The organism is Desmonostoc vinosum, from assembly GCF_059505385.1.
This window is the reverse complement of sequence record NZ_JCACKM010000179.1, coordinates 1-12,783: the sequence shown is the minus strand read 5'-3', so window position 1 is coordinate 12,783 and position 12,783 is coordinate 1. Positions and strand designations below refer to the sequence as shown.

The following is a 12,783-nucleotide window of genomic DNA, read 5'->3' as shown; positions in this document are numbered from 1 at the left end:
GGGGATTGGGGACTGGGGATTGGGGACTGGGGATTGGGGACTGGGGATTGGGGACTGGGGATTGGGGACTGGGGATTGGGGACTGGGGATTGGGGACTGGGGATTGGGGACGCGGGGATGCGGAGAAAGTTTCTCCCTCACTCCCTCACTCCCCCTACCCCCTGCCCCCACTCCTAAATCCCTTCCACCTGGGCGCTGTACTCATCAGCGGTTAAGGCATCATCAATTTCACCAGGGTCGTCTACACGCACTTTGAGAAACCACCCTTCTCTGTAGGGGTCGTCTGCTACTTGTTCGGGAGATTCAATTAAGGCATCATTGCGTTCTATAACCGTACCTGTAACTGGTGAATTTAGGTTCTCAACAGCTTTTACTGATTCAATTGTGCCAAAGGTTTCTCCCTTAGTAATAGCATCACCAATTTCCGGCAATTCCAGAAAGACAATATCACCTAACTGGTCTACAGCGAACTCTGTAATGCCAATGGTGGCAATTTCGCCATCTATCCGTACATATTCATGAGTATCTAAATATCGGAAATCCTGGGGATATTCAAAAGACATATCAATTTACCTTTTACATCAACAAAAATTTTATTTCAGCAGTAGTCCAAGTCATATTTGCCAATAAACCTGGTAACAAACCTGACTGTAGATTGAGTAACTCAAAACACATTATTCCATGAACTACCCCTAGTTTGGGGATGAGGGGACTGAGGAACCAGGGGGAGCAAAGGAAAAATAATTACGAATTACGAATTACGCGCTTCGCAGCGGTAGCGAGTCCTCGATAGCGTTAGCGATAGCGAAGCGGTAGCGAGTCATCGAGCGTCGGTACGAGCGTCAGCGTAAAGCCTACGGCATAGCTTCGCTTAGAGCGACACAGGAGCGTCGCGTCATTACGAATTACAAATTCACCTTTTTGACCGATAGAAGGGACGTTTCACTACAACTGCTGGGTAAACTTTACCCCGAATTTCTATTTCTAGCTGCTGACTAACACTTGCTAACTCTTTGGGAACGTAAGCCAAGGCAATAGGATAACCGAGTGTAGGGGATAGAGTGCCGCTGGTAACTTCTCCCACAACTTTGCCGCCGGATAAAACTTGATAGCCGTGACGGGCAATGTTACGTCCTGACATTTGCAAACCTACGAGTCGGCGTTGCACACCAGCAGCTTTTTGTTGTGCCAAAATTTCCCGCCCAATAAAATCGCCTTTGCTATCTAAGTGAACTAGCCACCCTAAACCAGCTTCTAAGGGTGTAGTTGTGTCATCGATATCTTGCCCATAAAGGGCCATGGCTGCTTCTAGACGCAGGGTGTCTCTCGCACCGAGTCCACAGGGAATGACACCAGCGTTACAAAGATGACGCCACAACTCTACGCCAACATCCGGCTCTACCATTACCTCAAATCCATCTTCTCCGGTGTAACCTGTACGGGCTAGGAAGGCGGGTTTACCTAGTAGTGTTGCATTTAGATGGCCAAATGCTTTAACTGGTTGTAAGTCCTCTGGCACTAAAGGCTGGAGATATTTCAGAGCTTTGGGCCCTTGCACAGCAATTAAAATTTTTTCTGGCGAAATATCTTGAAATTGCACCTCGTTTAAGTCGAGGTTTTGCAATAACCATGTTTTGTCTTTATCGGTTGTTGCCGCATTCACGATAATTGATGCGTGCTGTGTACCAATGCTGTCTTCACCTTGGTAATAGATAATGATGTCGTCAATAATTCCCGCTTGCGGATTCAACAATACTGTGTATTGTGCTTGACCAGGTTGCAAACGACTTAAATCTGAAGGTACTAAACGCTGTAGTTGGACAATCAGGTTTTTACCTTGTAAGGTAAATTTGCCCATGTGGGAAATATCGAACATCCCAGCTGTATTTCTGACAGCTTCGTGTTCGCGGCTAATGCCACTGTATTGCACTGGCATTTCCCAACCACCAAAGCTGGTAAAGCGTGCTTTAAGTTCTACACCCAGTTGATACAATAGGGTTCGCGCTAGAGAAGGGATGATTTCTTCTTGATTAGCCACAGGTATTTATGCGATCGCACCTCAACATCTATATATCCTACGGGATTGAGTAGGAGATGAGGGAGAAGTAACCAATATCAATTCCCCATTCCCCAACTAAGGTTTAATAATTAATGATAGAGTGTTGAGATTTATTAAGAAAAGATTATGATGTATCGGCGACTACTAGCTAGCTTTATCTTAGCTATGGTGCTTTTTTTGTTTCCCCTATCGGCCCAAGCTGCTAGTTCTTCTAGTATCACCCGTTCTGCCGGTAGTGAAGAACTCAAAAGTAAAGATTTTTCTGGACAAAGTTTAATTGGGACAGAATTTACCAATGTCAATTTAGAGAAGGCTAACTTTAGTAATACTGATTTACGCGGTGTCGTATTTAACGGTACTGTCCTGGAAGGAGTAAATCTGCATGGTACTGACTTTAGTAATGGTATAGCCTATCTGGTTAACTTCAAAGGTGCTGACTTGAGTGATGCAGTTTTAACGGATGCGATGATGTTGCGATCAATTTTTGATAATGTTGATGTTACAGGTGCTGATTTCACAAATGCCGTTTTAGATGGGCCGCAGGTGAAAAAACTTTGTGTGCAAGCAAGTGGTGTGAATTCTAAAACTGGTGTAAGTACTCGTGAGTCTTTAGGTTGTAACTAAAAAGCTGAGATTCCCGACTTCTCTAAAAAGTCGGGAATCTTGTTGTTTGTAGTACTATTCTTCTGTACTTTCGGATGTAGTATTTATCAGCTGTAATGATTTTTCCATTTCTAATCGTTGTTCGACATTGCGTAGGAAATAACCATCTACCATCGCAGAACCTAAAAGCTGTGCTAATTCTTCGCGGCTGGTGGTAATCATGGACTGATATTTATCATTAGGCAAGTTACCCAACATGGCAACAATAGAACGCTGAATCAGTTGCAATACTTCAGGTGAAGATGGTTGAGAAAGCTGAGCAACTGTTTTGGGATGCATTGATTGCACATATCGCCATAAATTATTTTTGTTAGCTGCTTCAGGTTGCAAATAATCTGAGTTGCGATGGGAAAGATTACTCATAGCAATTACGTGAGGTTAGGCTTGACTATTAATAATGAATTTATCAGGCTATCTGTTGTAGCGTGGTCAGAATAACCGAACCTCAAAAGATGGGTTTTTGCTAACTATACCAATTCCCAAAAAGAATACGACAGATACATGGATGCGTAGGTTGAATTTTAGCAAGATCCCGTAAGGTGTATAACAAAATTCAATTAATCAGGTAAAAACTCTTGATTCAAACATTCATCCACAGTCAAAAAAGACTCTACAGGAAAAGTATCAAGGGTTAACCCAGTTTCTAAAGCCGCTAGCTGACGTGCATCCTGATAACATTCCATAAAATTTTCAGCGAAGTACTTTTTCAAGCTTGGGCTATCTTGCAAATTTTTGTTGAGTCTACGTCGATGCTCAAAGATAGTAGAAAGCCAGCTATTAGTGCGTTTTTCTAACTGATATTTGTATTTTAATAGGTACATTAACAAAACTACTAAATTGCTTTCTAAAGCTCTTTTTTCACTTCTCCCCATGCATTCAATCTCTTCGATAAGATTTTCCAAATCAAGCTCAGAAAATCTACCTTCTTTTAATTGTTTAGCAGTTGTCTCTATCCATAAGTAAAAATCTTGGTCATAAAGATGAGAGTTTGTAGATACCGTTGGTTGAGGCGCTGTCATCTAATTTTTAACCTCCCAAAGTTTAATTACGAATTACGAATTACGAATTATTTAATCCTAACCGAGAAGGCTTTTGCTGACCCCTACTTAGTCGGTTTGGGGGTATTGACCAAAACACTAATCATCTCAGTCAATGCCTCTGGATCGATGGGTTTAGCTAAATGCTGCTGAAATCCAGCTTTTAAGGCTTGCTGGCGATCGCAATCTCCGGCATAAGCACTTAGAGCAATGGCTGGAACTTGTCGAACTGATTCTAGTTGCCGAATTTGCTGCATGAACATATAGCCATCCATTTCTGCCATGCCAATATCACTGACGATCACATCGGGAATAGATTTTTTAATCGCTTGCAGTGCTTCTTTACCAGAAGCAACACTCGTGACAATTGCACCTGCTAGCTCAAGGATAAAGCTAATAATCTCTCGCGAGTCTGCATCATCATCAATCACTAAAATTTCCAAGTTACTCAGATCACTCGTTGTCATAGAAGTAGGGGTTGGTGTAGGTGATGTGCCGATCGCAAATGCCAGTGGAATCTCAACTGTAAACGTCGCTCCTTGTCCCTCCCCTGCGCTTTCAGCTGCGATCGTGCCGCCGTGTAGTTCTGTGATTTGTTTGGCGATCGCTAGTCCCAATCCCAAACCGCCAAATTTACGAGTCGTCGCGCTGTCTTCTTGGCGGAAATGCTCAAATACATAAGGGAGAAAATCGGGATGGATGCCTTTGCCGGTGTCGCTGACTTGTAGTTGGGCATGGGTTGGGGTTTGGGTGAGTGCGATTATAATCTGTCCCCCTTGTGGTGTAAACTTGACTGCATTCGATAACAGATTCCAGACCACTTGCTGCAAGCGTCCGGCATCGCCCTTAATTTGACCAATCGATGCAATTTCCGTCTGTATTTGAATCGATTTTGCTTCCGCCGCCAGTCTTACTGTTTCTTGGGCTGCGGCAATTACTTGACTGAGGTTGACTGGGAAAGTATTGAAGCTGAGTTTGCCACGTAGAATCCGGGAGATGTCGAGCAGATCGTCGATCAATTGGGACTGGAGTTGAGCGTTGCGCTCGATCGCAGCTAGTGCTTGTAAGCTTCTTGCGGTATCGAGTTTGCGTTGCTGCAACAGTTTTGCCCAACCAAGAATCGGATTGAGCGGGGTTCGCAGTTCGTGGGAAATCACGGCGAGAAACTCATCTTTGATGCGGTTGGCGGTTTCGGCTTGTTCGCGGGCAACTTGTTCGCGCTGTAAGAGTTGCTCTCGTTCAACTTCGATTTGTTTGCGATCACTAATATCAATGGAAACGCCGATTAACCCAATGACGTTTCCAACTTCATCATGGTAAGGCGATTTTATTGAAAGGAGAGTTCGTCGATGGGTAGGTGTATCTACGATTTCTTCAAAAGCCAGCGTTTGCCCCGATCTCATGACCTCCTGATCGTTTTCCATTGCTTGCTCTGCTGCTTCACGCGGTTGGTGAAAATCTCGTGAGGTGCGGCCTAAAACCTCCGATTCCGGTAGCCCGACTGCATCAAGCAAGCTGGCATTCGCCATTAGGATTCTGCCCTCTCGGTCTTTAGCATAAATTAAAGTCGGAGTTGATTCACTAATGACATTCAAAATCGCGTTCTTTTGCCGTAAGTCTGCTTCTGTTTGCCACCGCTCGATCAAGTCAGCCGCCTGACGAGCCAGCAAATCGAGAAACCGCAATTGGCGATCGCTCGGTCGATGATGGATGCGCCAATGGGTGGAAAACATCCCGAGTGGCTTGCCAGAACGAGCGATCAACGGCGTAGTCTGTGCGGACAGAATACCCGCCTCTACGTGTCGTCGCATCGAGCCTGTGGGGTCTTCGCTTTCTGGCACATCAAAATCGATGAATTCCCGCCCGCCAGTTCTGAGTGCCATGCCGCAAGAAGTGTTAGAAGTGACATCTAAACGGTGAAAATACTCGTTTATTTCCGGCTCAAGCCCCTGCGTAGCAATCAGCACCAATTCTTGGGTTGCTGCGTCGAAAATTTGCATCGTTCCAGCATCTGCTTGCGTGAGCGCGATCGCAGTCGAGACAATTTCTTGATACAGCGTTTGAGTATCGCCTTCGCTGACTAATCGGGCGCTCAATTCCCGCAATCGTTGCATATCTTGGAGGTCTGCCGCGACAGTCGCCTCAGCGCGGGCGCGTTCGAGCCTTGGGAAGATGCGGTTCGCCAGTTCAGAAAATAATTCGATTTCATCTTCACGCCACTGACGCGGACGAGAATCTGCCACATTCAGCAGAAATTTCCATTGCCCATCGCGCAAAAATGGCACACTGATGAAGGAATAGAGGTTGAGCGCGGCGTGACTGGCGGCATCGGCTCGCGCATCTGTGCTTGTATCGTTCACAACAACAATGTTTCCAGCCCTTGCTTCTACATAAAAGGCTTCATTTAAAAATTCGGAGATGCGATAAGTCCCAGCGACATCAAGCGCGTCTGCTCGGTGCCAAGCGTAGGGAACGATCGCATAATCTTTGGCTTCATCAATATCAACAAAGGCGCAGATGGAAAGGTTCAAGTATGCACCGATTTTTACGCCGATGGTTTGCATCATTGCATTAGCCGTAGTCAGCCGGGTGCAATCGTCCTGGATTTCGGATAAAAAGGCCAGATTTGCCTCGCGGCGTTTACGCTGAGTGATGTCTGCAAACAGAATTGCAACATAGTTCTCGCCGGATGCTGGAATGGGGAGCGCATAGACATCAAAGATGGAGTTCATCGCAATCACATTCGCTTCAAACCGGAGCGATTCGCCTGACTTTGCTACCTGGGCGTAAAGTTCTATCCACTGCGGTTCGAGGTTGGGCACAAGTTCGAGAATTGTTTTTCCGGCTGCATTTGCTAAACCACTTTGCTGCTCAAACGCCTCATTGACCTCAATAAAGCGGTAGTCAAACGGTTTTTCATCTGTATCAAACAAAACTTCAATCGTGCAAAAACCTTGGTCGATGGATTCAAACAGCGAGCGATATTTTTGCTCGGATTTGCAAAGAGCCAAGTTAGTGCGATCGCGCTCAAATACAATACTGGCAACTTGAGTACCAAACTCCGCAAGTTGATATTCCCAATCGGTGGGATTCCGTACTTCCTTAAAGCACAGCATCAGCGATCCGATCGCTACGGCATCCTTGCCAAAGACAGGGGTAGAATGACAGGCTAAAATCTCGTGAGCGATACATAATTCTCGCCAGCCTTGCGACCAGCGATCATCGTTAATAATATCATTACAGCTGATGGGTTGTCCAGAATAGACCGCTTCACCACAAGTCCCTATGCAGAGTTCGTTAATTGGCACGTCTTTGAGTCCTGCGCCAAACGAAGGTGGTAGATCTGGCGTAATCGAGCGAGAAAACCTTTGGCATTGGTCATCGCTCAACAAAAAGCAGGCACGGACGCAAGCATCTAGCTGAGAGATTGCAGTACAAATTGCCGCCAAGCACTCATCAAGTGAAGTCCCCGATGCCGTCATTTCTAGCAGTCGCTTCTGTTCGGCTGAAATCAGTTCGGCTTGTTTGCGATCGGTGATGTCAATTGCTGAACCTAGTATTTGCCTTGGTTTACCCTGCTCGTCGCGGACAAAAATCGTGTCGCGGCTAGATAGCCAAAGCCATCTCCCGCTAGAGTGTTTCATCCGATATTCGATGGTAAAAATATCATCTTCCCCTGCGGCTCGCATCCTGTCGTGATGCTGCTCAATTTGTTCGAGGTCGTCAGGATGGAACAATTGGGCAAAAATCTGCGAATCAATCGCTTGCACGTCTTTGGGCAGAACGCCCAGTAGCGGAAAAATTTGCGGGCTGACGTACACATTTCGTCGTTCATTTAAATCAAAAACGTAGAGCAGATTGGGCGCGGTTTCGTTGATTGCCTGCAAAAATTTTTCAGATTCGCGCAACTGTTGTTCTGCCTGTTTGCGGCCGGTAATTTCGGTGACAATAATTGATACGCCATCGGCAGATGGATAAACATGGTTTTCAAACCAGCGATTCCAGGGGGAGTAAAAGTACTCGAACTGCACAGGGGTTTGTTCGGCGACAGCCCGACGCAATTTCTGACCAAACTGGCTTTCTCGTGTGTCAGGAAACACATCCCAAATGCTCTTACCCAGGAGATTTTCTCTAGCTATGCCTGTAACTTCTGTGACGCGATCGTTAACATAGGTGTAGCGCCATTCCCGATCCAATGCTAAAAATTGGTCAGCAATCCGAGTCAGCACATTCTCCAAGCTGTCCCTAGCTACTTGCACTTGCAGCCGCAATGCTTGTTCTTGCTCAGTTGTTGCTTTTCGTAGCTGTCCAAGTTTCAAATTTGACTCTACCCGTGCCAGTAGTTCCCGCGCTGAAAATGGCTTGGTTAAGTAATCATCTGCACCTGCTTCTAATCCTTCAATCCGCGCTTCTTCGCCTGCACGAGCTGACAAGAGAATCACCGGCATGAGTGCAGTGGTGGGGTGCGATCGCAAAACTGCCAACAGTTCAAAGCCATCCATTTCTGGCATCATCACATCCGATAGCACCAAGTCTGGTGGATTTGCTTGAATTGCCCGCAGTGCCGCCGCTCCATTGGCAACGGTTTCAACCTGAAAGCGCGAACTCAGTAAACGCTTTACGTAGTCGCGCATATCGGCGTTATCGTCGGCGAGGAGGATTTTGGATTGGGAGTTGTGACCGTTTGTTTGAGGAATATCGGAGATTAAATCTGTCTGTTCTAACCTCAAATCTGCTTCCCCAATCCATCGCCAAGCTTCCTCAACAAACGGCGCGGCTCCCAGGGCAGTCGATTCCAGCGTCCGAATTGAGCGAATCCGCTCTGGAGGTAAATGAGCAGTTCCTAAAGGAATGGCGATCGCAAAGGTTGTACCGCGAGCAACTTGACTATTGACTCGAATTGTGCCAGTGTGCAGTTTCACCAGTTCTTGCACCAAAGCCAGCCCAATTCCTGAACCTTCATAAGTGCGCGATCGCGTCCCGTTCACCCGATGAAACCTCTCAAACAATCGCGGTAATTCGGCTTCGGGAATTCCTACACCTGTATCCGTAACACTAAATTCAACTGTATTATCAACAAGTTGTAAACCAACCGTGATTGTGCCAGCAAAGGTAAACTTGAACGCATTGGAAATCAGATTGAGAACAATTTTTTCCCACATTTCGCGATCGACATATACCAGTTCTGGCAATGATACACAGTCGATCGCCAAAGTCATTCCCGCCGATTCAATCAGCGAGCGAAACGCACTCGCCAGTTCCGCTGTATAGCTAGCTAAATCCGTTGGTTCATAGGAAGCCTGTACCCTTCCAGCTTCAATGCGCGAAAAATCTAGCAGCGTATTGACTAATTTTTGCAACCGTAACCCGTTGCGCTGTACAAGCTGTAACTGTTCTCGTTCATCGGGTTGTAAGCGTCCGTTAAGATTTGCTGAGAGTTCTTGCAAAGGACTCAGCATTAAGGTTAAGGGTGTACGAAATTCATGAGAGACATTACTAAAAAAAGCAGTTTTAGCGCGATCGAGTTCTGCTAAGGCTTCCGCCCGTCGGCGTTCTTCTTCGTAAGCTTGGGCGTTGGCAACCATTAAGGCGACTTGCCCAGCAACTTGCTCGAAAAAATCACAATAGCGATCGTCCAATCTCCGGCGTGGACTGGCAACCGCAACTAGCACACCTGTTATTTTACTCTGTCCTGGCGCTAAAATTGGCAACACCATTGCCTCTTGCGGAGGTTCAGCCCAAGGACTTCCCGGCAATGTGCCAAACCGAGTTGCTACGGTATCAATGATCTGCGATCGCCCTGTTCGAGCCACGAGTGCGATCAACCAAGGGTCAGTATCTGCTAGGTCAATCTCAGCCGGACAAACAGCAGGATCTAAACCAGACTCAGTGCTACCGTAGAGACGAGCCACATGACTATTTGCATCGACTAAATAAAGCAGTGCGAACGGAATATCAGCCGGATCGGTTTTGAGAGCCTCAACCAGCGATGCGCCTGCTGACTCAGCCGTTTTCGCCGTTCCAGTTCGAGATGCCACCTCTCGTAATAGTTGAGCGCGGCGATCATTCAACACGCGATAGGTAGTCTCACTGACAATATTTATTACACCCTCGACTGTACCCGTCTCACCTCGAATGGGATTAAAGGTGTAATCAAAATAACACTCTTCGATGTATCCGAATCGGTACATTGCCAGTAGCTCATCGCTGTGAAAAGTGCCTTCGCCTGTCGCTAAAACGCCCTTAAGTTCAGGCCCAATTCCCGCCCAAATTTCTGACCAGACCTCACGGGCGGGGCGACCCAGTCCCCAAGGGTGCTTATCTCCCAGAATTGGTTTCCAAGCGTCGTTGTACAGCAGCGAGAAGTCTGAACCCCAATAGATGGCGATCGGAAAGCGAGAATTTAGACAAATCGTGAGAGCAGATCGTAAGCTGGGTGTCCAGGTTTCCACAGCACCAAGCAGCGTTTGTGACCAGTCATGAAACCGCATCAGCTGCGCCATTTCACCCTCGCCCGCAAAAAGCTGCTCTACCTGCTGCTGCCTCATACTGCTTTTCCCCCATTGCGCCCGCACACAGTCACAATCTCGGTTGTCTCAATGGGTTTCATTATATGCTGCTGGAAGCCCGTAGAAAGTGCTTGGTGGCGATTGTATTTTCCGACACAAGTAGTCAGAGCGATCACTGGAATTTGCCCGCCTCGCTCCCGCATTTGCCGGCTCAGCATACCGCCATCCATCTTTGGCATCCCGATGTCATTAATTAATAGATCTAATTCTAATACACTAGGAGTTACACATTGACAAAAAATCACATTCATGTGTACTAAGCAGTACAAGTATTAGTAAGAATGATAACAATGGATAATAAATATTTAGAAAGGCTTTTAGAGGATGTTTTACAAAGTTTTGGGCGAATATAATGAGACTGTTGGCGAATTGATAGGGGGTCTAACCCATCAGCCCAAATCAATCTGAAATTTCTTTAATTTCAGTACGTTTAAACACACTTGAGCTATTAGCCCACAATTTATTGCAGGGCGGGAAAGCAACGCAAAACCAAGGCTTTAGGGGTGGGGGGTTTAACCCATAGTGAATTGACCAACAGTCTCATATAATTCGCTACTACACAAGCGAAGTCCACCTCCGTGGAATATACGGAAATAAGCTAATTTGTGATTTTAATTAAGTTGATAATTTCTTTCGTTTATATTTCAGCATTTCAAAATTATCTAGATAATTTTGAAATGCTTTTGGTTTTTGTTAAGAAATAAGATGCGTTTTCCCTGGTCTTAATAGCCCGTTGCAAAGCTTGGTTTGTTGGTAAGTTTTAATCTATTGAAATGGTAAATTTTTGAATGGGGGTGGAGGGACTTGAACCCTCACGACCGTTTAAGGTCAACGGATTTTCATTCTTCTGCAACTTTCGCTGCTGCCTGATACTTCTGCTAGTGTCGGGCTTTAAGAATTGGACTCTCCCTTTACCCTCGTCTTCACGTTAGGGTAGCTCCCGTCGGGTCTCTGCACCTTCCGATTAGTGATGAGTAATGAGTTGTGAGTTGCGAGATTTTTATTACTCAACACTCAATACTATATACTCAGGACTTTTTCGGCTTGGCTCAGGATTGCCATGTCTGTCACCAGATTTAGGTTTCCCTGAGTTTGAGAGCTTCCACTTGAGGGATTTCTCCTTCAAGGCTCAGTTATCTAAGTCCGTAGCGTCTGCCATTCCGCCACACCCCCTGGTGTTTGGCAGCTACTTAACTTGTGGAGGCGGCAATTTTCTCCTTATCTATTTGAGCATTAATTGCGTCTTTTGTGCAACTAAATTTCTAAAATTTCTTTCCAAGCGATACTTTTGTTTGTCTACCCCTAAAAATAGGGTTAGAAATCCGAAATTTTTCCTTCTGCCTCCCCCTCCCCGTGTCCCCGCGATGCTAGTATGAGCATATGCGTAAGTACGCTCCCACGTCTGCGGAAGAGGTAAACTGGTTGGAGATTAGTAATAGTGATCGCTGGGTTGGTGGCATTAATCTTATTGGTGGTCAACCCTGTTGGATGTGGGATGAAAATAAGCTAATCTGCCTTTAACTTGCATAATCCTTTGCCTCAGAAAGACGCAAAGAGAAGTTGCGTGCGGGGGTTCCCCCCGTTGAGCAAACTTCGGAGGACGCGCTTAAGGGGAGACGCGGGGATGCAATTTGAATGATTATTAGCTTAGGGAGTAGGGAATTGAGACGCGGGGATGCGGAAAAATTTTCTCCCTCATCTCCCTGCTCCCCAAAGCAATGGGATTTTTTTTAGTTGGAAGTCCCTAATACTTCCCTCGGTGTAGGCATTCAGCCTATGATGAAAACAGATGCTTAAACACAAAGAGTATGATCGTCCCACTACTGTATCTAATTTTGGCTGGAGCATATCTGTTAGTAGTACCAGTTGCTCTGTTGTTTTACCTCAAACAACGCTGGTATGTGGCTAGCTCCTTTGAGCGTGCTTTCATGTACTTTTTGGTGTTTTTCTTCTTTCCCGGTTTACTAGTTCTATCGCCGTTTATCAATATTCGACCCCGGCGGCGACAAATTGAAGTTTAGCTAGATTGGTAGGTCATAATTTTCATGCGACGCATTGACGCTATCGGAATTAGTTTAGGCATTTTTGTGGCTGGTGGCTTGGCATATGTAGGATTGCAACTGGTTGGTTTAGATAATCAAACAGCTGGTATCTGGAGTCAAGTTTTACTAGTTTGTGGGTTGGTTGGCTGGTTAATTACCTATCTTGTCCGAGCTGTGGGGCAGAAAATGACCTACCATCAACAGCGGGAACAGTACGAACAGGACTTTCTGCAAAAGCGCCTAGACGAACTCACCCCAGAAGAACTAGCACGCATTCAAGCCGAAATCGAACAAGAAGAGCAAACTCAAGTATAAAGTTGTCATTGGTTAGTTGTCATTTGTGAGTTACCAATGACCAATGACTAATAGACTTCTTGCAAAAATACTTGAACCGTCAGAGACTCAAGTCTCTG

General features: G+C 45.9%; 9 protein-coding genes. 3 read left to right on the top strand and 6 right to left on the bottom strand.

Annotation, left to right across the window (positions count from 1 at the left end):
- Positions 1-173 precede the first annotated feature (173 nt).
- Both gcvH and gcvT read right to left on the bottom strand, forming a co-directional pair.
- Positions 174-563 (bottom strand): glycine cleavage system protein GcvH, encoded by a 390-nt coding sequence (gene gcvH, locus AC5JMF_RS23260; RefSeq protein ID WP_495798073.1) that lies wholly within the window; start codon positions 561-563, stop codon positions 174-176.
- Between the two features lie 350 nt (positions 564-913).
- Positions 914-2,038 (bottom strand): glycine cleavage system aminomethyltransferase GcvT, encoded by a 1,125-nt coding sequence (gene gcvT, locus AC5JMF_RS23255; RefSeq protein ID WP_495798072.1) that lies wholly within the window; start codon positions 2,036-2,038, stop codon positions 914-916.
- A gap of 147 nt (positions 2,039-2,185) precedes the next feature.
- On the opposite strand from gcvT, the gene AC5JMF_RS23250 reads away from it, so the two are divergent.
- Entirely contained in the window at positions 2,186-2,683 is a 498-nt protein-coding gene (locus AC5JMF_RS23250; protein ID WP_495798071.1) for a pentapeptide repeat-containing protein, read from the top strand.
- A 54-nt stretch (positions 2,684-2,737) separates the two neighbouring features.
- Here AC5JMF_RS23250 and AC5JMF_RS23245 read toward each other — a convergent pair whose 3' ends face one another.
- The 4 genes from AC5JMF_RS23245 to AC5JMF_RS23230 all read right to left on the bottom strand — a co-directional run bounded on the left by AC5JMF_RS23245 (position 2,738) and on the right by AC5JMF_RS23230 (position 10,579).
- On the bottom strand, positions 2,738-3,085 hold the full coding sequence (locus AC5JMF_RS23245; protein WP_495798070.1) for a DUF760 domain-containing protein: 348 nt from the start codon (positions 3,083-3,085) through the stop codon (positions 2,738-2,740).
- 194 nt (positions 3,086-3,279) lie between these two features.
- Positions 3,280-3,741: a DUF29 domain-containing protein gene (locus tag AC5JMF_RS23240; RefSeq protein ID WP_495798069.1), complete on the bottom strand. Its 462-nt coding sequence runs from the start codon at positions 3,739-3,741 to the stop codon at positions 3,280-3,282.
- Positions 3,742-3,824: 83 nt separating this feature from the next.
- A complete protein-coding gene (locus tag AC5JMF_RS23235; protein WP_495798068.1) occupies positions 3,825-10,307 on the bottom strand; it encodes an ATP-binding protein in 6,483 nt (2,160 codons plus the stop codon).
- On the bottom strand, positions 10,304-10,579 hold the full coding sequence (locus tag AC5JMF_RS23230) for a response regulator (protein ID WP_495798067.1): 276 nt from the start codon (positions 10,577-10,579) through the stop codon (positions 10,304-10,306). The genes AC5JMF_RS23235 and AC5JMF_RS23230 overlap by 4 nt, the downstream gene beginning before the upstream one ends.
- Before the next feature lie 1,557 nt (positions 10,580-12,136).
- Here AC5JMF_RS23230 and ndhL point away from each other — a divergent pair.
- Both ndhL and AC5JMF_RS23220 read left to right on the top strand, forming a co-directional pair.
- Positions 12,137-12,349 carry an NAD(P)H-quinone oxidoreductase subunit L gene (ndhL, locus tag AC5JMF_RS23225; RefSeq protein ID WP_495798066.1) on the top strand — a complete coding sequence of 71 codons (213 nt, stop codon included), beginning with the start codon at positions 12,137-12,139 and terminating at the stop codon, positions 12,347-12,349.
- Positions 12,350-12,373: 24 nt separating this feature from the next.
- Positions 12,374-12,685, top strand: a complete 312-nt coding sequence (locus tag AC5JMF_RS23220; protein WP_495798065.1) for a DUF3007 family protein — start codon at positions 12,374-12,376, stop codon at positions 12,683-12,685.
- Positions 12,686-12,783 lie beyond the last annotated feature (98 nt).